Below are 20743 nucleotides of genomic sequence, written 5' to 3'. Positions count from 1 at the left end.
GCCGTCAGTTCGCCTCGGCCCGCTTGGCAGGTTTTGCGGCATGGCCCTTCGGCACCACGGACGATGGTGTCGAGGGCGCGACATCGCGGCTGGTTTCCGGCAGCGGCGCGTCGCTGGCGATCTCGGCGCTGACGGGAGCGACCTTCATTTCGCCGAGCCGGGCGCGGACCGCCGCGGTCAACCCGGGATAGGAGGCGATCGGCGTGAAGTCGAAGGACTGCTCGTTGCCGACGCGGACGCCGGTGTAAGCGACGAGGCCGTCGGTGGTTGCGATCACATCACCGGCCTTTAGCGAGGCATCGAGCGCGAGGTCGACCGGCGCGAGCCCGGCCGGGTCGCGGCCGTTGCAGGTGCAGTCGGCGCGCAGCGCCTTGCGATAGGCGAACGCGTTCTCGCTGTCGGCGTAGCGCTCACCGGTGGCCGAGGCGGAGCTGTCGATATGGCCGCCGTAATAGACCTTGGTCGCGCTCGCCGGGCAGAACGCCTGGCAGAGCTGCGCCGGCGTGGCGTTGCCGCGCATCGTCAGCGGGAAATACTTGCCGTCGCAGCTGCGCACGCAATATGCCGGTCCGGAACCGGCCACGCGCGTCCCCGAGACCGGTGCGGACGTCTGCCGTTCCGGCTGCTGGTTGAGGCCGAACGGATCGGCGAAGAAATTGGCTTGCGGCGGGGCCTGCCGGCTCTGCTGCTTCTGGGAACCGCCGAAGAAGAAGTCGAACAGCCCTTCGGCCGAGACGGGAGCGGGCACGACCAGGACGGAACCCGCAAAGGCAGCGGCGGCAAGCATCACGCGGCGCCGCATGCGCCGATCACTCAACTCTGTACGCAACGCCAACTCCACCCGACGCGCCTCGCCGCGGCGACAAGGTGCCCCGGCGGATTCACCTTAAGGCGGGATGGTAAACGAGCGATTGATCGGGAGTGACGGCGTCACAGGAAACGCACGCTGCGCGGCCGATCCAGCGAGCCGCGACGACGGGAGCCGGCCGCGAAAGAACGTCAGTCCTTCAGGAACTCGCCGGCCTTGTACAGCGCGCGGAACGGCAAGCCGGCCTCGGCAAACGTCTCGGTCGCGCCTTCCTCGCGGTCGACCATGGTGAAGACCAGCGCGATCTCGCCGCCGGCCTCACGCACGGCTTCCACAGCCTTCAGCGCAGAGCCGCCTGTCGTCGTGACGTCCTCGACGATCACGATGCGCTTGCCCGCCAGGCTCTCACCCTTGGCGAGCCCTTCGACGGCGAGCCGCGCGCCGTGCTCCTTCGGCTTCTTGCGCACGAAGAAGGCGGCGATCGGATGACCCTTCAGCCATGACAGCTGCGCGATGGCGCCGGCGAGCGGCACCGCGCCCATCTCGAGCCCGCCGACGAAATCGAGCCGGTCGTCCTTCAGCGCCTCATAGGTGAGCTCGGCGAGCAGCGCCGCGCCCTCGGGATCGAGCATCGTCGGCTTCAGGTTGAAATAGAAATCGCTCTTGCGGCCCGACGCCAAGGTGATCTCGCCGCGGCCGAACGAGCGCTTGCGGATGATCTCGGCGAGGCGGGCGCGGGAGGCTGATTTGGACAAAGGCTTTTTCCCTTGGGGGTTCTTTGGGGCTTTCAGGCGGCCGGCAATCTATCGGCGGTCTGGCGCACATTCCAGCGGGGAAATCCCGCCGTCAACAGTGCCCGCGCCGCCATTTCAGCGCAGCCGCGTGCGGAAAGCGCGGGTTGTACGGTCGTTCCAATCCCCCTAAAGCAGGTGCCAAACACTTGCGAGGGAAGCGGAAATGACCATCGAGCTGCACACCTGGAACACGCCTAACGGCCGCAAGATCTCGGTGGCGCTGGAGGAAATGGGGCTGCCCTACAAGGTGATCCCGGTGAATATCGGCAAGGGCGAGCAGATGGCGCCCGCCTTCCTCGCAATCAGCCCGAACAACAAGATCCCGGCGATCGTCGACCCGGATGGTCCCGGCGGCAAGCCGGTCAGCATCTTCGAGTCCGGCGCGATCCTGCTCTACCTCGGCGAGAAGACCGGCAAGTTCCTGCCGCAAACGCTCATCGAGCGGATCCCGGTCTATGAGTGGCTGATGTGGCAGATGGGCGGTTTCGGCCCGATGCCGGGCCAGGTGCACCATTTCATCGCGCTGGAGAACGAGCAGGACCGCGCCTACGGCCTGAAGCGCTACATGGCCGAGACGCGGCGGCTCTACGGCGTGCTGGACCGCCGGCTCGATGGCCGCGATTTCGTCGCCGGCGATCTGTCGGTGGCCGATTTCGCCATCCTCGGCTGGGCCTGGCGCCATCCGCGCCACAAGGTCGATCTGGCCGATTTCCCCAACGTCAAGCGCTGGTACGAGACGCTGATGGCCCGCCCGGCGACGAAGCGGGGCATGGAGGCGAAGCTGGATTGAGCCTCTTCTCCCTCGCCCCGCTCTTGCGGGGAGAGGGTTGGGGTGAGGGGTGGTGCCGCAAGGACGGTGAGAATTGAATTCGCGGTGAGTCCCCCTCACCCGGATCGCATCTGACGATGCGATCCGACCTCTCCCCGCAGGCGGGCGAGGTAAGAAGATCACGCCCGCCGCGCCTCGAGCGCCATCTTCATCGCGAGCCCCGCGAGCACCGTGCCCATCAGCCAGCGCTGCACCAGGAGCCAGGTCGGGCGGGTGCCGAGGAACACCGCGATCGAGCCGGCGGCGAGCGCGATCATCGCATTGACGCTGACGCTGATCACGATCTGGATCGAGCCGAGCGCGAGCGACTGCGTCAGCACGCTGCCGCCGGCGGGATCGATGAACTGCGGCAGCAGCGCCAGATAAAGCATCGCGATCTTCGGGTTGAGCAGGTTGGTGATGAAGCCCATCGCGAACAGTTTGTGCGGGCCGTCGACCTTCAGCGCCTTGACCTGGAACGGCGAGCGGCCGCCGGGCCTCACGGCCTGCCACGCCAGCCAGAGCAGATAGGCGGCGCCGGCGAAACGCAGCGCGTCATAGGCGTAGGGAATCGCAAACAGCAGCGCGGTGATGCCGAACGCCGCGCACAGCATGTAGAACACGAAGCCGAGCGCGACGCCGCCGAGCGAGACAATGCCGGCCGCCGGACCCTGCGTGATCGAGCGCGAGATCAGATACATCATGTTCGGCCCTGGTGTCAGCACCATGCCGAAGCAGACGAGCGCAAAGCCGAGCAACGCGGATGTGTGGGGCATGACGGGTCTCGCGAGGGGATGCACGCACTTCTAGCGTGTCATCCGCCGCGCGGCCATGTTGGAATTGCTCTCGGAGCAATGTGGCCGGCAGCGGTGATGGTGCGCTCCCTCGCCCCGCTCTTGCGGGGAGATGGTTGGGGTGAGGGGCCTATCCACGTATGAGGGCCGTGGTTAGACCTGTACCCCCCTCACCCGGATCGCATTCCGCGTCGCTCCATGCGATCCGACCTCTCCCCGCAAGCGGGGCGAGGTGGATTCTAATGCGCTTCGTCCCAGTTGTTCGCGGCGCGGGCGTCGACCTGCAGCGGCAGCGACAGGATCACGGCCGGGAACGGCGCGTCCTGCATCACCTTCTGGACCACCGGCAGCGTTGCCGCGACCTCGTTGTCGGGCACCTCGAAGATCAGCTCGTCATGCACCTGCAGCAGCATCTGCGCCGAGAGCTTCTTCTCGGCGAGTGCGTCCTCGACCCGGATCATGGCGCGGCGGATGATGTCGGCCGCGGTGCCCTGCAAGCGCGCGTTGATCGAGGCGCGTTCGTTGAAGGCGCGCACCGAGGCGTTGGACGCCTTGATGTCGGGGTAGTAGCACTTGCGGCCGAACAGCGTCGTCACATAGCCGTTGCGGCGGCAGAAGTCCTTGGTCTCGTCCATATAGGCGCGGATGCCCGGGAAGCGCTCGAAGTACTTCTTGATGTAAGCGGAAGCTTCCTCGCGCGCGATGCCGAGCTGGTTGGCGAGGCCGAACGCCGAGATGCCGTAGATGATGCCGAAATTGATCGCCTTGGCGCGGCGGCGCACCTCGCTCGGCATGTCCTTGATCGGCACGCCGAACATTTCGGACGCGGTCATGGCGTGAATGTCGAGCCCGTCGCGGAACGCCTGGCGCAGCACGGGCACGTCGGCGATCTCGGCGAGCAGCCGCAGTTCGATCTGGGAGTAGTCGGCCGACACCAGCTTGTGGCCGGGTGTCGCGATGAAGGCGCGGCGAATCTTGCGGCCGTCCTCGGTACGAACCGGGATGTTCTGCAAGTTCGGCTCGTTCGACGACAGCCGGCCCGTGGTGGTCGCAGCCAGCGCGTAGGTGGTGTGCACGCGATGGGTCTGCGGGTTGACGTAGGTCGGCAGCGCGTCGGTGTAGGTCGATTTCAGCTTCGAGACCTGGCGCCACTCCAGGATCTTCCTGGGGAATTCGTGGCCCTGCTCGGCGAGGTCGTCGAGCACCTGCGCGGTGGTCGACCAGGCGCCGGTCTTGGTCTTGGTGCCACCGGGCAATCCCATCTTGCCGAAGAGGATGTCGCCGATCTGCTTCGGGCTGCCGACATTGACCGGCTCGCCGGCGATCTGCTGGATCTCGGCCTCGACGCGTGCCGCGGTCTGGGCGAAATCGCCCGACAGCCGCGACAGCACCTGGCGGTCGATCGAGATGCCGCGGCGCTCCATCCGCGCCAGCACCGAGACCAGCGGCCGCTCCAGCGTCTCGTAGACCGTCGTCATCCGCTCGGCGACGAGGCGGGGCTTCAGCACCCGCCACAGCCGCAGGATCAGGTCGGCGCTTTCGGCCGCATATTCGGTGGCCTTGTCGATCGTGACCTGATCGAAGGTCAGCTTGCCCTTGCCGCTGCCGACGAGGCCGCCGTAGCTGACGACGGCATGGCCGAACCAGCGCTCGGCGAGCGCCTCCAGCGCGTGCGAGCCGCGGCCGGCATCGAGCGCGTAGGACATCAGCTGGGCGTCATCGATGTTGCGCAGCGTGACGCCGTGTTGCGCCAGCGTCACCGAGGTGAACTTGACGTTGAAGCCGACCTTCTGGACGCCTGCGGACTCCAGCAGCGGCCTCAAGGCCTTCAGTGCATCGGCGGTCTTGATCTGGCCGGGCGCAAGGCCCGCATCGAACAGCCCGGCGCCGCCACCGGCCTGCCGATGGCTGAGCGGGATGTAGCAGGCATCGTTAGGCGCAACGGCGAGCGCCAGTCCCGACAACTCGGCCTGCATCGGGTCGATCGATTCCGACATCGCCTCGATCGCGATGTAGCCGGTGTCGTGGGCGCGCGCGACAAAGGCGTTGAGCTGATCGAGACTGCCGATCGCCTGGTAGCCCTTGCGATCGAAGCCGGTCTTGCGGATCGCTTCGCCGCGGGCCTCGGCCAGCGTTGCCGGCGTGCCCTTCAGGCTGGAGTTCTTGTCGTCGCGTGCGCCGGTCGGCTTGGCGCGCTCCCTCGTTGGCGAACCTGCCGGCGCGGCGGCTGACGGTGCGTCTCCCGGCGCGGGCGTCACGTCCGACGGCGGCAGCGGCGAGAACACGCTGGCACCGCTCTTGTTGCCGGGATCGGCATCGACATCGGCGGGGTCGATCTGCGCATAGTCGGCGACGCGGCGGGTGAGGGTGGAGAACTCCATCGCCTTGAGGAAGGCGACCAGCCGGCGCGAGTCGGGCTCGTGCACCGCGAGGTCGTCGAGCGGCACCTCGAGCTCGACCTTGTCGTCGAGCAGCACGAGCTGGCGCGAGATGCGGGCCTTCTCGGCGTTCTCGAGCAGCGCCTCGCGGCGCTTCGGCTGCTTGATCTCGCCGGCGCGGAACAGCAGCTGATCGAGATCGCCATACTCGATGATCAGCTGCGCGGCGGTCTTGATGCCGATGCCGGGTACGCCGGGCACGTTGTCGGTGGAATCGCCGGCCAGCGCCTGCACCTCGACCACCTTTTCGGGCGGCACGCCGAATTTCTCGATCACCTCGTCGCGGCCGATGCGGCGATCCTTCATCGTGTCGTACATCACGACCTTGTCGTTGACGAGCTGCATCAGATCCTTGTCCGATGACACGATCGTCGTGGTCGCGCCGCGCTCGGTGGCGAGCCGCGCATACGTCGCGATCAGATCGTCGGCCTCGAAGCCGGCCTGCTCGAGGCAGGGCAGCTCGAAGGCGCGCACCGCCTCGCGGATCAGCGCGAATTGCGGGATCAGATCGTCAGGCGCCGGCGGCCGGTGCGCCTTGTAGTCGGGATAGAGCTTGTTGCGAAACGTGATCTCCGACTTGTCGAACACGATCGCCAGATGGGTCGGCCGGTTGTCCTCCGGCATGTCGCGCAAGAGCTTCCACAGCATGTTGCAGAAGCCGAGCACGGCATTGACCTGCAGCCCGTCGGACTTGCGGTTCAGCGGCGGCAGCGCGTGATAGGCGCGGAAGATGTAGCCCGAACCGTCGACCAGGAAGACGTGGTCGCCCTTCGCCGCAGGCTTGGCGGCGACGGGCTTGGCTGCGGTCTTCGGGGCGGGCTTGGCGGGGTCTTGGGAGGCTGTTTTCGGCATGGCCGAAACTTAGGGATTTTTGCGCGGATTGACAGCCTTAGTGTCGCTGAATCCGCCCGTGCCACACAACGATTTGTCGTCCTGGCGAAAGCCAGGACCCATTACCCCAAATATGTGTTGCTGGGATTCGCTGGGGCCCAGCTTCGCCCAACTGGGGCATTCGTGGTTATGGGTCCTGGCTTTCGCCAGGACGACGTCGAGAAAACTAAGCCTTATCCCCGGTCGGCGAGAACAGATAGCCGCCGCCGCGGATGGTCCGGATCACCGACGGCTTGGTCGGGTCGAATTCGATCTTGCGGCGGATGCGCATGATGCGCAGGTCGACGGCGCGGTCGAAGGCTTCCGCATCGCGCGCATTGGCCAGTTCCAGCAGCCGTTCGCGCGACAGCACGCGCTTCGGATTGGCCGCGAACACCTTCAGCAGGCCGAATTCGGACGCCGTCAGCGGGTGCTCATTGCCCTCGTCGTCGCGCAGCGCCTGGGCCTCGAGATCGAGCCATTTGGTGCCGAACCGCACCAGCTGCTCCTTTTCGGCCTTGGCGGTCGCCGATTCCGGCGCGGCAGTCTTGGCGGGCCCGCTCCGCCGCAGCACCGAGCGGATGCGCGCCATCAGCTCGCGCAATTCGCAGGGCTTTGCCACGTAATCGTCGGCGCCGAGCTCGAGCCCGACCACGCGGTCGATCGGGCTGGCAGTAGCTGTCAGCATGATGACGGGGACGTTGATCTTGCTCTTGAGGTCGCGAATGATCGACAGACCATCCTCCTCGGGCATGTTGAGGTCCAGCACCACGAGATCGGGCGTGCTGCTCTCGATCTCCTTGCGCAGGCTCTTGCCGCCATCGCACAGCGTCACGCCGAAGCCGTGCATCTTGAGGTAATCGCCGACCATCTCGCGGGCCGGCGCCTCATCGTCGACGATGAAGATATGCGGGTTCTGGTTCATGATGTCTCTGTCGCCGGCAGTGTAACCGTAAAGGTCGACCCCTGTCCGGGGCCCGGGCTCTGTGCGGTCACATGGCCGCCATGCATGTCGATAATGCGCTTGACGATGGAAAGGCCGAGGCCGGTCGAGCTTTCGCCCGCGGTCGGCTTGGCCGACAGCCGCTGGAACCGGCCGAACAGCCGGCCGAGATCCTCGGGGCTGAGGCCGGGGCCCTGGTCGGCGATCCGGATCACCGTGTCGTCGCCTTCATGGCTGACCGTGACCGTGATCTTGCCGCCGATCGGCGAGTACTTGATGGCGTTGCTGACGAGGTTGTCGATCGCCTCGCGGATCCGGTCGCCATCGCACATCGTGACGAAGTGCTGCGGCCCCGAGACCGAGATGCGCTGCTGCTTGTTGACGGCCGAGGGCAAATTGGCCTCGGTGACTTCGTTGACGAGGGCCGCGACGTCGACCGGCTCGCGGCGGATGGTGATGTCGAAGGCGTCGGCCATCGCATCCGAGATCAAATGGTCGACCATCGAGGTCAGCCGCTTGGTGGCGTCCCTGATGTGCTCGACCTGGGCGGTGACGTTTTCCTTCGGCGAGCTGGCGCCGATCAATTCGGTCAGCATCTCGGTGCGGCCGAGGATCACGCCGAGCGGATTCTTCAGATCGTGGGCGACGGTGCCGAGGATCTCGTTCTTGAAGCCGTTGGCGCGCTGCAGCCGCAGCCATTGCGCCGACAGCCGCCGGTTGGCCTGCATCAGCGCGCGGGTGCGCTGCGCGACGCGGTCCTCGAGCTGGGTGTTGGCCTCTTGAAGCTGCTGGTAGAGGATCACGTTGTCGAACGCGATCGACAGCCGGCTCGAGAAGATCTCGACCAGCGCACGGTCGGTGTCGGAGAGCTGGCGCTCGGCCTGCAGCAGCACCACGACCTCGCGGCCGCTGCCGGTGCGCGAATAGAGCACGCTGCGGTGGTCGGCGAACTCGTTCTTGCGGCGCTGGAATGCTTCCTCCACCATATGCCGCAGGTCGGGATCGAGCGCCTTCGAGGACGTCGTGCCGATGAAGCGGCTGTAGCAGCCCGAGCAGGCCAGCACCGAGAAATCGGCGGCGGCCGCGTTACCGTCGTCGCGCAGCACCAGAATGCCGGCGCAATCGACATTGAGCAGCGAGGCGAGCTGCGTTAGCACGCCCTCGGCCAGCCGCTGCATCGACTTGAAGTCGTACAGCGTCGAGGCCGCGTCGATGATGATCTCGAGCCCGCGCCTTGTCTGCACCATGCGCTCGAGCTGCTGGTAGCTGCGCAGCGCGGCGGTCAGCGAGGTGAACAGCTTGTCGGCGGTGAGCTCGGTCTTCGCCTTGTAGTCGTTGATGTCGTATTGCACGATGACGCGCCGCTCCGGCGCCTGGCCGGGCTGGCCGGTACGCAGGATGATGCGGACGGTCTCGTTCTTGATCTCGTTGCGGATGTATTCGACGAGCTCGAGCCCGGCGACGTCGGTCTCCATGATGACGTCGAGCAGCACGGCTGCGATGTCAGGATTGTCCCGCATCACCGTGCGGCCTTCGGCCGCAGAGTAGGCCGACAGGATCTCCAGCGTCGCGCCGTTCAGGTTGTAGTCGCTGAGCGCAAAGCGGGTGCCTTCGTGGACGGCGTGATCGTCGTCGATCACGGCGATCTTCCATTTCCGTACCGGCGAGTCCTCCGGGGGGCTCTCGGTGTCGTCGATCAGTTGGAGGACATCGTCCTGTTCGGCCATTGACTGGTTCCGTCGGCTGCTGCGTCAGTGATCGTGGGCTCGCCCTTGGCGATCCTGGGCATGATAATGCGAAAAGTGGTGCCTTGTCCTACCCTTGACTCCAGCATCATGCGTCCGCCGAGCTGCTGGGTGACGAGGTTATAGACGATATGAAGGCCGAGGCCCGTACCACCTTCGTTGCGTCGCGTCGTAAAGAACGGGTCGAACGCCTGTCGCTGCACATCCGGCGTCATGCCGGCCCCGTCGTCCGCGAAGATGATCTCGACATCATCAGTGCCGCGACCGCGCGCCGAGATCGTGATGTTGCCGGAGCGGCCGTTGGCGAAGGCATGATTGACGGCATTGAGGAAAAGATTGGTTAAGATCTGGCCATAGGCGCCGGGATAGCCGTCGATCAGGAGCCCATCGGGCACGTCGACGGACAGCGCGATCGCCGCCTTCTTCAGCACCGGCCGCAGGCTCGCCACGATCTGGTCGGTCGCTTCGCTCAAGGCGAACTGGCGGCGTTCGGCATGCGAACGATCGACGGCGACCTGCTTGAACGACTGGATCAGTTCGCCGGCGCGCTGCAGATTCGAGACCAGTTGCTGCGATGCGTCACGCGAGGCGCGCACGAATTCGTCGAGCTTGGAGCGGCGCAGTGGCTCGGTCTTCAGGTCGTTCTCGAACATCTCGCTGCGGCGGGCAAAGCTCGAGGCGACCGTCAGGCTGATGCCGATCGGGTTGTTCACTTCGTGGGCGACGCCCGCGACGAGGCCGCCGAGTGCGGCGAGGCGCTCGGCATCGATCAGGTTCTGCTGGGCGGCGTTGAGCTCGAGCAGCGCGCTCTCGGCCTTCTCCTTGGCGGTGCGCAGCTCGTCCTCGGTCTTGCGCTTGGCGATCGCGTTTTCGCGGAATACCTCGACCGCACGCGCCATCGCGCCGACCTCGTCCTTGGCCGAGGTACCCTGCACCGGCCGGTCGAGGTCGCCCGAGGTGATGGTGCGCATCGCGGCCATGATCTGCGCCAGCGGCAGCCGGATCGACAATGCGATCATGACGCCGGCCGACATGATGACGCCGAGGAAGATCACGGCGATCGACAGCACCCGGCGCGAGATCGACGTCAGCGTCTTGTCGAACGTCTCCTGCGCCTTCTGCTCGCGCTGGCGCATCTTCACCGAGAGATCGTCGATCGCGCCGATCGCGTCGGCCTGGCTGGCGTCGATCGAGTTGCGCAACAGATCGGTGCGGTTGGTGAGCTGTTCGCTGAGCTTGCCGAGCCCGTCGCGCAGCTCGGCGGTCTTGACCTTGAGCCGCGCCAGCGCCATGCGCTGCAGATCGTTCTCGGCCAGATCGGTCATGACGGGGATCGTCTTCTCGATCGTATCGATGTTGCGGCGGGCTTCCTCGGCCGACGAGGAGGCCAGCGAGAGGTAGTAGGCGTTGGCGGCGACCAAGAGCGAGGTGAAGGCTTCGCGTGACTTGCCGAGCGCGGGCCAGATCAGTGCGTCGCGATGGCCGGTGGCGCCCTCGATGATCGAATAGAGCCCGGCCATGTCCCTGGTCGGCGTCAGCACCTCTTCGTCATAGGTCTTGGAGATCGTGGTCTGCACGGTGCGCAATTCACCGAAGCCGTCGAGGAAGCGGCTGGTGACGCGCTCCAGCTGCTCGACCGAGCCCGACAGCATCGGATCGGTCGAGGCCCGGTTGGTCAGCGTGCCGAGCACGGCCTCGCGCAGCAGCAGGATTTCCGCGAACAGGTCCGGGCTCGGCTGGTTGATGTAGCGATGGATCAGGTTCTGCAGACGGCTGGTCTCGCTCTCGAGCTTGGCCAAGATCTTGTCGGATTCCCGGACCTGGCGGACATCGTCCCAGGCCGAGCCGAGCACCTTCGAGCCGTTCCAGATCAGCACCGCGAGCACGATCACGACGGCGGAGTTGAGCAGCGCGATCGAAAGAATGCGCCAGCGGATCGGCACCGCACGCAGCAACTGGACGATGCGGAAACGGCCCTGCGGCCCAAACGCCGCCCGCCGTCGCATCGTCCCGTCCTGTTTGGGCGCGTCCAAGATCCGGTCACTCCATGTTGCGGATGCGTTCGATCAGCGCAGCTATCGCCGGATCGCGCTCCGCCTTGGCATAGATGCCGGCCATCGCCGCCTCGAACGGCTTGCGGTCGAAATCGGTCACGACCTTGACGCCGGCCTGCTCCGCCTGCTTGCGCGAGCGCTCCTCGAGCTCCCGCCACTTCTCGCGCATGTACAGGCTGGAGCGCTGCGCGGCTTCGCGGAAGATGGCCTGCTCATCCGGCGTCAGGCTGGCCCAGGCCTTGCGCGACATCACCAGCACTTCCGGGCTCACGGTGTGCTGGGTCAAGGTGTAGTAGCCGGCGTATTTGTAGTGGCCGGTGGTGACGAAGGACGGCCAGTTGTTCTCTGCGCCATCGATCAGCCGGTTGGCGAGCCCGGTCAGCACCTGGCCGTAGGCCATCTGGACCGGCTGGGCGCCCAGCGCGCGGATCATGTCCGACATCTGTTCGGATTGCTGCACGCGCAGCCGCAGCCCCTTGAGGTCGTCGAGCGAACGTACCGGGTGGACGCTGTTATAGATCGAGCGGGCGCCGGAATCGTAGAAGGTCAGCCCGACGAAGCCGTGGGCCTCGAGACTGTTCAGGATCTCGTTGCCGATCGGTCCATCCAGCACATGCTGCAGGTGCTCAAGGGATCGAAACAGGAACGGCATCGCCAGCACGTTCACGGAAGGCACCATGGTTCCGATCAGCGCGACGTTGGTCCGGTTCAGATCGATGGCGCCGGCCCGGGTCTGCTCCAGCGTCTCCTTTTCCTCGCCGAGCTGGCGGGAGTGGAAGACCACGATGCGGTGCCGGCCGCCGGTGCGTTCGGCAATCAGGCGGTCCATGTAATTCAGCGCCTGGACCGTCGGATAGTCTTCATTCTGGGTATCGGCGGTGCGGAATTCGCGCGCAAAAGCACTCACCGAGACCGCTGTCCATAGCAGCGCGACGGCAAGCGTTATTGTCCGCGAAAGGCCGGCGCGGCGATACACTGGCTACAATTCCCCTTGTGATTTGAGTCCGGGGCGGGAGGAAAAGGTTCAACGCTTTTAGCAGAATGGCGGTGGTTCGCCCATCTGCCAAACGTTAAAACCGCGCTGCAACCTGCGGTGTCGATTGAATTTGCGGTTGTAGCACCGTATGACCGCGTGTTGGCATCCGGGAACGGCTGGTCGTGAAGTTCGCTTTTAAGCTCGCCTTGAAGCTCCCGCACCTCGTCGTCGCGGCCCTTCTGCTTGTGGCACCGGCACGAGCGGCGACCGAGATCATGTGGTGGCACGCGATGTCGGGCGAGCTCGGCAAGCAGCTCGAGAAGCTCGCCGCTGACTTCAACGCCTCGCAATCCGACTACCGCATCGTGCCCGCCTACAAGGGCAACTACACCGAGACTGTCACCGCGGCGATCTTCGCCTTCCGTTCGCGCAGCCAGCCGGCGATCGTTCAGGTCAACGAGATTGCCACCGCAACCATGATGGCGGCGCGGGGCGCGATCTATCCGGTGTTCGAGCTGATGCGCGATCAATCGGAGGCGTTCGCGCCGTCGGCCTATCTGCCCGCGGTGGCGGGCTACTATGCCGATGTCGACGGCAACATGCTGTCGTTCCCGTTCAACGCCTCGACGCCGATCCTTTACTACAACAAGGATATGTTCCGCTCGGCCGGGCTCGATCCGAGCGAGCCTCCGAAGACCTGGCCGGAGCTCGGCGTCGTGGCCAAGCGGCTGCGTGCCGCCGGTGCGATGTGCGGCGTGACCACGTCATGGCCGTCCTGGATCAATGTCGAGAATTTCTCCGCCTTTCACAATCTGCCGATTGCGACCAAGGCCAACGGCTTTTCCGGGCTCGACGCGCAGCTGATCTTCAACAACCCGCTGGTGGTGCGCCACATCGCGCAGCTTGCGCAGTGGCAAGCCGACAAGACCTTCGACTATAGCGGCCGCGGCCAGACCGCCGAGCCGCGCTTTCAGAAGGGGGAGTGCGGCATCTTCATCGGTTCGTCGGGCACCCGCGCCGACATCAAGGCCAATTCGAAATTCGAGGTCGGCTACGGCATGATGCCGTATGAGCCTGACGTGCAGGGCGCGCCGCAGAACTCGATCATCGGCGGCGCGACGCTGTGGGTGCTGCGCGACCGGCCGCGCGCCGAATATGCCGGGGTGGCGAAATTCTTCGCCTATCTGTCGCGGCCCGAGGTGCAGGCCGCCTGGCACCAGAACACCGGCTACCTGCCGATCACCCGCGCCGCGTTCGATCTCAGTCGCACGCAGGGATTCTACGCGCGCAATCCCGGCGCCTCGATCTCGATCGAGGAGGTCACGCTGAAGCCGCCGACCGACAATTCCAAGGGCATTCGGCTCGGCTCGTTCGTCCTCATCCGCGACGTGATCGAGGAGGAGCTCGAGCAGGTGTTCGCCGGCAAGCGCTCGGCGCAGGCCGCGATGGACAACGCCGTCGAGCGCGGCAACCGCCTGCTGCGCCAGTTCGAGCGCGCCAATCCGGATCGGTGAGGGGCGCGCCATGTTGCGCAAGCGCTTCCCGTCATTCTGAGAGAATGTGAATGTAACGCTCACAAGCGGCACCACACACTCAGGGTCGTCCTGGCGAAAGCCAGGACCCATTACCCCGGCCGCTCATCGTTGCGCGAGGCTAGGGCCGCGATCCCGCTTACAATCAAATTCGGTGGTTATGGGTCCTGGCTTTCGCCAGGACGACAGCGTTGAGAGGCCGCGCGCGAATGCATCTTCCACCCATTACCGACTACGACACCTACCGCGTCTGGCGCAGCGACGCGTCGCGCTGGCTGCCGGTCGCGCACGATATCGCCGACAGCCACGGGCTGTCCTTTGGCACGCCGCATGTGTTCTCGACCGGCACCAACCTCGTCGTCGGGCTCGACGGTGAGCTGATCCTGAAACTGTTTCCGCCGTTTCTGCGGCCGCAATTCGTGTCCGAGCGCGGCGCGCTCGCCGAGCTGCGCGGACGGCTCGGCATTCCGATCCCCGATCTCATCGCCGAGGGCGAGCGCGACGGCTGGCCCTATCTCGTCATCACGCGCCTCGTCGGCACCGTCGGCTCGGAGGTGTGGCCGTCGCTGCCGGAAGCCGAGCGCGAGCGCGTGCTCGCCGAGATCGGCGCCGTCATTGCCGAAGTGCAGCGCGTGCCGCCCGGCAGCCTGCTTGCGATCGAGCCGCGCTGGGAGGCCTTCATGCGCGGCCAGATCGCGCAGTGCCGGGCGCGGCATGAGCGGCTCGGCCTGCCGGCGAAATTCCTCACCTCGCTCGATGATCTCCTGCGTGACGCCACTGAGTTGATCCCGATGCACGCGCCGCCGGTGATCCTGACCGGCGAATACATTCCGGAGAATTTCCTGCTCGGCCGCCGCGCCGACGGCTGGCACGTCGCCGGCCTGTTCGACTTCGGCGACGTCCGGACGGGGTGGGGCGAGTACGACCTGCTCGGTCCCAGCGCCTTCATGGCCGCCGGTCATCCGCGCTGGGTGCGCAGCCTGTTCGACGGTTACGGCATCCCGCGCAGCGAGGTGACGTTCACGCTGAAGCGGCGGCTGATGGCGCTCATGATGCTGCACTCGGCCAGCGATCCGCTTCGGCACATTTGCATCGAGAAGTGGCCGGACCGGGTCGATGATCTCGTGCAGTTGCAGGAGTTGGTTTGGCCCGACTAGCTGGTTGGATGCGATATCGATCGCCGGCCAGAAAGCGAGCAGTGTCTGCGAAATGCTCATTCATTGAGCAGGTAGCTCTCCTTTGTATGCAATGCATGCCGTGCTAATCGACGTCAGAACAAGGTACCTTCGACGATTTCTTCCATATCTCGAGCGTGTTAGCGCCTCATAAGGTTTCGTTAAGGGTTGGCACAATCCTTGCGATCTGAGTTCCAAGGCCGTTCTCAAGGGCGTTGGAGCATCATATGAAGCGTCGCGATTTCCTCAAATCGGTGTCTGGACTGGCAGCGGGGGCGCTGGCGCCCACCGCGCCTGCGATCTGGTCGCCGGCCAAGGCCGACGCGCGCTCCGAGACGCTGCTGATCGTCTCCGAAGGCGGTCCCAACAATCTCGATATCCACGGCGTCGGCACCAACGTGCCCGGCTATGAAGTGTCGTGGAATTGCTACGACCGGCTGATCAGCCACGAGATGAAGAGCGGTCCGGGCGGCGTGCCCTATTACGACCGCGACAAGTTCAAGCCCGAGCTCGCCGAGGACTTCAACATCGGCGACATGTCGGTCACCTTCAAGCTGCGCAAGAACGCCAAATTCCACGACGGCACGCCGGTGACGGCGAAGGACGTCAAATGGTCGCTCGACCGTGCCGTCAGCGTCGGCGGCTTCCCGACCTTCCAGATGAGCGCGGGCTCGCTGACCAAGCCCGAACAGTTCGTCGTCGTCGACGACCACACGGTGCGCGTCGACTTCCTCAAGAAAGACAAGCTCACGATCCCCGATCTCGCTGTCATCGTGCCCTGCGTCGTCAACTCCGAGCTGGTGAAGAAGAACGCCAGCGAGAAGGATCCCTGGGGCCTCGAATTCACCAAGCAGCAGACCGCGGGCTCCGGCGCCTACAAGGTGACCAAATGGACCGCGGGCACCGAAGTGGTCATGGAGCGCAACGACGACTGGGTCTGCGGTCCGATGCCGAAGATCAAGCGCGTGATCTGGCGCATGGTGCCGCAGGCCGGCAACCGCCGGGCGCTGCTCGAACGCGGCGATGCCGATATCTCCTACGAACTGCCGTTCAAGGACTTCCAGGAGATGAAGACGAACGGCAAGCTCAACGTGGTCTCGTTGCCGTTCTCCAACGGCATCCAGTACATCGGCATGAACGTCACCAAGCCGCCGTTCGACAATCCCAAGGTGCGGCAGGCGATGGCCTATGCGATGCCGTATCAGAAGATCATGGATGCGGTGTTGTTCGGCCTCGCCAACCCGATGTTCGGCGCGCCAAAGGACAAGCCGACCGAGGTCGCCTGGCCGCAGCCGACCAAATACAACACCGACATGGAGAAGGCCAAGGCGCTGCTCACTGAAGCCGGCTACGCCAACGGCTTCGAGACCACGATCTCGTTCGACCTGAATTTCGCCGGCGTCAACGAGCCGCTCTGCGTGCTGGTGCAGGAGAGCCTCGCGCAGCTCGGCATCAAGACCACCATCAACAAGGTGCCCGGCGCCAACTGGCGTACCGAGCTCACCAAGAAGGAAATGCCGCTGTTCACCAACGTGTTCTCGGGCTGGCTCGATTACCCCGAGTACTTCTTCTACTGGTGCTATCACGGCAACAATTCGATCTTCAACACGATGAGCTACAAGTCGCCCGAGATGGACAAGCTCATCGACGGCGCGCGCATCGCTGCCGCCAACGGCGACACCGCGGCCTACGACGCCGACGTCAAGGGTTTCGTCGATCTGGCCTACACCGACATCCCGCGCATCCCGCTGTATCAGCCGTTCGTCAACGTCGCGATGCAGAAGAACATCTCGGGCTACCAATACTGGTTCCACCGCCGCCTCGACTACCGCGCGATGGCGAAGGGGTGAGACGCTGATGCTGACCCTCATCGGCAAGCGGCTGCTGTTTGCGATCCCGTCGTTGATCGGGGTCGTAATCGTGACGTTCCTGCTGACGCGCGCGCTGCCGGGCGATCCCGCGGCGTATTTTGCAGGGCCCGCGGCGACGAAAGAAGCGGTCGACCAGATCCGGAAGAAACTCGGCTTCGACAAGCCGCTGATCGAGCAGTTCGTCCGCTACACCAACGATCTTGCCCATGGCGATCTCGGCACCTCGCTCACCACCGGCCAGCCGGTGGCCGCCGAGCTGCGCAACCGCCTGCCGGCATCGGCCGAACTCACGCTGCTTGGCCTTGTCGTCTCGATCGTGATCGCGATCCCGCTCGGCGTGCTGGCGGCGACGCGGCCGGGCTCCTGGATCGATCATCTCTGCCGCGTCACCACGACGGCCGGCGTGTCGCTGCCGGTGTTCTTCACCGGCCTCGTGCTGGTCTACGTGTTCTATTTCCGGCTCGGCTGGTCGCCGGCGCCGCTGGGCCGGCTCGACGTGTTCTATAGCGCACCGCCGCCCGTCACCGGCTTCTACCTCATCGATGCCTTGATCGCGCGGGACTTCGAGGCGTTCCGCTCGGCGTTCAGCCAATTGATCCTGCCGGCGGCGACGCTCGCGATCTTCTCGCTGGCGCCGATCGCGCGCATGACGCGCGCCTCGATGCTGGCGGTGCTGGCGTCCGATTTCGTCCGCACCGCGCGCGCCAGCGGCCTGTCGCCCGGCAAGGTGATCGTGACCTACGCCTTCCGCAACGCGATGCTGCCGGTCATCACCACGCTCAGCATGGTGTTCTCGTTCCTGTTAGGGGCCAATGTGCTGGTGGAGAAAGTGTTCGCCTGGCCCGGAATCGGCTCCTACGCGGTCGAGGCGCTGATCGCATCCGACTTCGCGCCGGTGCAGGGTTTTGTCCTCACCATGGCGGTCATGTACGTGCTGCTGAATCTTCTGATCGACATCCTCTACGGTGTGATCGATCCGCGCGTCAGGCTGGAGGGCTAAAGCATGATCCGGAAAAGTGCGAAGCGGTTTTCCCTCGCGACAAACGCAAGGCGTTTGTGCGGAGATCATGCTCAAACAAGGAGCTAAAGCGCGATGACGATTCAACCCAATCTCATCGCGCTTTAGGGAGGGGCATATGAGCAGCGTTGCACCGACCGTCGAACCCGCAGGTCCCGCCCGCACCTCCGGGCTCGCCGCAGTCTTCGAGCAGACCCGATATGTGCTGAGCGAAAACAAGGTCACCGGCTTTGCCTTCGCACTCTTGATCCTGATCATGTTTGCCGCGCTGTTCGGGCCTTACGTGGTGCCTTACGACCCGCTTGCCTCGAACACCGCGGCTGCATTGAAGCCGCCGTCGGCCGCGCACTGGTTCGGCACCGATCAGCTCGGCCGCGACATCTTCAGCCGCGTCATCGTTGCAACCAGGCTCGATACCTTCATCGCGGTCGCCTCCGTCGTGCTGGTGTTCCTGATGGGCGGGCTGGCCGGCATCGCCGCCGGCTATTTCGGCGGCTGGACCGATCGCATCGTCGGCCGTGTCGCCGACACCATCATGGCGTTCCCGCTGTTCGTGCTGGCGATGGGCATCGTCGCGGCGCTTGGCAACACCGTGCAGAACATCATCATCGCGACCGCAATCGTGAACTTTCCGCTCTATGCGCGCGTCGCGCGCGCCGAAGCGAACGTCCGCCGCAATGCCGGCTTCGTGCAGGCGGCGCGGCTCTCCGGCAATGGCGAGTACCGTATCCTGCTCGGGCACATCCTGCCCAACATCATGCCGATCATGATCGTGCAGATGTCGTTGACCATGGGCTATGCGATCCTCAACGCCGCGGGCCTCTCTTTCATCGGCCTCGGCGTCCGGCCGCCGACCGCGGAGTGGGGCATCATGGTTGCCGAGGGCGCCGGCTTCATGGTGTCGGGCGAATGGTGGATCGCGCTATTCCCGGGCCTCGCGCTGATGATCGCGGTGTTCTGCTTCAACCTGCTCGGCGACGGCCTGCGCGACATCGTCGACCCGCAGCGGAGGACGTGATGGCTGTCTCTGTACGGTGCCACGCTACCGCTGCGCTACTTTGCATGGGGTTGTTTTGCAGATTTTTGGATGACGCCTCGCATGAGGGGAGCCGCGCATGACCGCCCAGCCCCTGCTCGACGTCAGCGACCTCACCGTCGAGTTCACGACGCGTCGCGGCATCGTCAAGGCGGTGCAGCACGTCAACATCTCCGTCGGCAAGGGCGAGACCGTCGGCATCGTCGGCGAGTCCGGCTCCGGCAAGTCGGTGACGTCTTATGCTGTGATGCGGATTCTCGACCGCGCCGGCCGGATCGCCGACGGATCGGTGATGTTCTCCGGCATCGACGTCAAGGCGGCGACCGAGAGCCAGATGCGCGATCTGCGCGGCCGCGAAGTCTCGATGATCTTCCAGAACCCGCGCGCGGCGCTCAATCCGATCCGCAAGGTCGGGCACCAGATCGAGGACGTGCTGCGCCAGCATGTCCAGCAGGCGCAGGTCACCGATCGCGGCGAGAAGGCGATCGAGGCGCTGGAGCAGGTCAAGATCGCGCGGCCGCGCGAGCGCTATCATGCCTATCCGTTCGAGCTGTCCGGCGGCATGTGCCAGCGCGTCGTCATCGCGCTGGCGCTGGCCTGCAATCCGCAGCTTCTGATCGCGGACGAGCCGACCACCGGCCTCGACGTCACCACCCAGAAGGCGGTGATGGACCTGATCGTCGAGCTGACCCGGCGCCGGGCGATGTCGACGATCCTGATCACGCATGATCTCGGCCTCGCCGCCGCCTATTGCGACCGCGTCGTGGTGATGGAGAAGGGCCGCGTGGTCGAGACGGCAAAGTCCGCCGACATCTTCGCCGCGCCTCGGCACGACTATACGAAGAAGCTGATGCGCGCGACGCCGCGGATCGGGGTGTCATTGCGGGATCTGCTGCCGGAAGAGGAGGCGAAGCTTCCGCAGCCAGTCTCCGTCATGGCCGGGCTTGACCCGGCCATCCATCAATCTTCGCAAGAGATGTCTTCCTCGGTGGACCCCCGGGTCAAGCCCGGGGGTGACGAGAGAAGAGAACCCCTCCTGCTGGTCGAGAAACTCGTCAAGGAATACCCCCGCCAGGGCGCGGGCTCGATGCTCACAAAACTGTTCGGCCGCAAGCCGCCGGTCGAGGAGGAGATCTTCCGCGCCGTCGACGGCATCAGCTTCTCGATCGACCATGGCGAGAGCGTCGGGCTGGTCGGCGAATCCGGCTGCGGCAAGTCGACGACGTCGATGATGGTGATGCGGCTCTTGGACCAGACCTCCGGCCGCATCATGTTCGATGGCGAGGACATCGGCGGCATCATGCCGCAATCCTTCGCGCGGCTGCCGCGGCGCAGCCAGATCCAGATGGTGTTCCAGGATCCGACCGACAGCCTCAACCCGCGCTTCACCGCGGCGCGCGCGATCGCGGACCCGATCATGCAGCTCGGCGACATCAGGGGGCGCGATGCGCTCCGCGACCGCTGCGAGGAGCTGGCGCGGCTGGTCGGCCTGCCGGTCAATCTCCTGGACCGCTTTCCGCATCAGCTTTCCGGCGGCCAGAAGGCCCGTGTCGGTATCGCGCGCGCGATCGCGCTGCATCCGAAGCTCGTCATCCTCGACGAGCCGACCGCGGCACTTGACGTCTCGGTGCAGGCGGTGGTGCTCAATCTGCTGCAGGACCTCAAGCAGTCGATGGGCATGAGCTATCTGTTCGTGTCGCACGATCTCAACGTGGTGCGCCTGCTGTGTGATCGCGTCATCGTGATGCGCAGCGGTCGCATCGTCGAGCAGGGCACATCCGAACACGTCTTGGGCAATCCGCAGGATGCCTATACAAGGGAGCTGCTCACGGCGATCCCGCATCCGCCGTTGCCGGTGTCCTGAAAAAACCTATCGGGAGC

At 65.3% G+C, this 20743-nt stretch carries 15 protein-coding genes; 7 read left to right on the top strand and 8 right to left on the bottom strand.

The genetic code is table 11. From position 1 onward, the window contains the following. Positions 1 to 4 precede the first annotated feature (4 nt). Both AAFG13_RS23120 and pyrE read right to left on the bottom strand, forming a co-directional pair. Positions 5 to 802: a DUF2865 domain-containing protein gene (locus tag AAFG13_RS23120; protein ID WP_212317067.1), complete on the bottom strand. Its 798-nt coding sequence runs from the start codon at positions 800 to 802 to the stop codon at positions 5 to 7. Positions 803 to 999: 197 nt separating this feature from the next. Continuing rightward, the gene (gene pyrE, locus AAFG13_RS23115) at positions 1000 to 1563 is read right to left on the bottom strand and encodes an orotate phosphoribosyltransferase (protein ID WP_092122894.1); all 564 of its coding nucleotides are present in this window, start codon (positions 1561 to 1563) and stop codon (positions 1000 to 1002) included. A gap of 202 nt (positions 1564 to 1765) precedes the next feature. Between pyrE and AAFG13_RS23110 the strand changes: the two genes are divergently transcribed. Continuing rightward, entirely contained in the window at positions 1766 to 2392 is a 627-nt protein-coding gene (locus AAFG13_RS23110) for a glutathione binding-like protein (protein ID WP_342708313.1), read from the top strand. 158 nt (positions 2393 to 2550) lie between these two features. On the opposite strand, the gene AAFG13_RS23105 is transcribed toward AAFG13_RS23110, so the two are convergent. From AAFG13_RS23105 to AAFG13_RS23080, 6 genes are all read right to left on the bottom strand, one after another. Continuing rightward, positions 2551 to 3186 carry a LysE family translocator gene (locus AAFG13_RS23105; RefSeq protein ID WP_342708312.1) on the bottom strand — a complete coding sequence of 212 codons (636 nt, stop codon included), beginning with the start codon at positions 3184 to 3186 and terminating at the stop codon, positions 2551 to 2553. 257 nt (positions 3187 to 3443) lie between these two features. Continuing rightward, complete coding sequence (gene polA / locus AAFG13_RS23100; RefSeq protein WP_342708311.1) at positions 3444 to 6494, bottom strand: DNA polymerase I; 3051 nt, start codon at positions 6492 to 6494, stop codon at positions 3444 to 3446. Positions 6495 to 6699: 205 nt separating this feature from the next. Continuing rightward, positions 6700 to 7437 carry a response regulator gene (locus AAFG13_RS23095; RefSeq protein WP_212317075.1) on the bottom strand — a complete coding sequence of 246 codons (738 nt, stop codon included), beginning with the start codon at positions 7435 to 7437 and terminating at the stop codon, positions 6700 to 6702. Continuing rightward, positions 7434 to 9182 carry a DUF3369 domain-containing protein gene (locus tag AAFG13_RS23090; RefSeq protein WP_212317076.1) on the bottom strand — a complete coding sequence of 583 codons (1749 nt, stop codon included), beginning with the start codon at positions 9180 to 9182 and terminating at the stop codon, positions 7434 to 7436. The genes AAFG13_RS23095 and AAFG13_RS23090 overlap by 4 nt, the downstream gene beginning before the upstream one ends. Next, a complete protein-coding gene (locus AAFG13_RS23085; RefSeq protein ID WP_212317281.1) occupies positions 9152 to 11206 on the bottom strand; it encodes a HAMP domain-containing sensor histidine kinase in 2055 nt (684 codons plus the stop codon). Before AAFG13_RS23085 ends, AAFG13_RS23090 begins: the two co-directional genes overlap by 31 nt. Before the next feature lie 34 nt (positions 11207 to 11240). Next, on the bottom strand, positions 11241 to 12230 hold the full coding sequence (locus tag AAFG13_RS23080) for a TRAP transporter substrate-binding protein (protein WP_342708309.1): 990 nt from the start codon (positions 12228 to 12230) through the stop codon (positions 11241 to 11243). Positions 12231 to 12436: 206 nt separating this feature from the next. Here AAFG13_RS23080 and ugpB point away from each other — a divergent pair, with 206 nt between their 5' ends. The 6 genes from ugpB to AAFG13_RS23050 all read left to right on the top strand — a co-directional run bounded on the left by ugpB (position 12437) and on the right by AAFG13_RS23050 (position 20726). After that, the gene (gene ugpB / locus AAFG13_RS23075; RefSeq protein ID WP_342713379.1) at positions 12437 to 13744 is read left to right on the top strand and encodes a sn-glycerol-3-phosphate ABC transporter substrate-binding protein UgpB; all 1308 of its coding nucleotides are present in this window, start codon (positions 12437 to 12439) and stop codon (positions 13742 to 13744) included. Positions 13745 to 13971: 227 nt separating this feature from the next. Further along, entirely contained in the window at positions 13972 to 14919 is a 948-nt protein-coding gene (locus AAFG13_RS23070; protein WP_342708308.1) for an aminoglycoside 3'-phosphotransferase/choline kinase family protein, read from the top strand. 245 nt (positions 14920 to 15164) lie between these two features. Continuing rightward, positions 15165 to 16787 carry an ABC transporter substrate-binding protein gene (locus tag AAFG13_RS23065; RefSeq protein WP_342708307.1) on the top strand — a complete coding sequence of 541 codons (1623 nt, stop codon included), beginning with the start codon at positions 15165 to 15167 and terminating at the stop codon, positions 16785 to 16787. Positions 16788 to 16794: 7 nt separating this feature from the next. Continuing rightward, positions 16795 to 17808, top strand: a complete 1014-nt coding sequence (locus AAFG13_RS23060; protein WP_342708306.1) for an ABC transporter permease — start codon at positions 16795 to 16797, stop codon at positions 17806 to 17808. 136 nt (positions 17809 to 17944) lie between these two features. Then, positions 17945 to 18844 carry an ABC transporter permease gene (locus AAFG13_RS23055; RefSeq protein ID WP_342708305.1) on the top strand — a complete coding sequence of 300 codons (900 nt, stop codon included), beginning with the start codon at positions 17945 to 17947 and terminating at the stop codon, positions 18842 to 18844. Between the two features lie 97 nt (positions 18845 to 18941). Continuing rightward, entirely contained in the window at positions 18942 to 20726 is a 1785-nt protein-coding gene (locus AAFG13_RS23050) for an ABC transporter ATP-binding protein (RefSeq protein ID WP_342708304.1), read from the top strand. Positions 20727 to 20743: the final 17 nt, after the last annotated feature.

Source organism: Bradyrhizobium sp. B124 (genome assembly GCF_038967635.1).
Lineage (GTDB): Bacteria > Pseudomonadota > Alphaproteobacteria > Rhizobiales > Xanthobacteraceae > Bradyrhizobium.
Note: the sequence above shows the minus strand (reverse complement) of the source record. Positions and strands in the feature narration are given on the sequence as shown.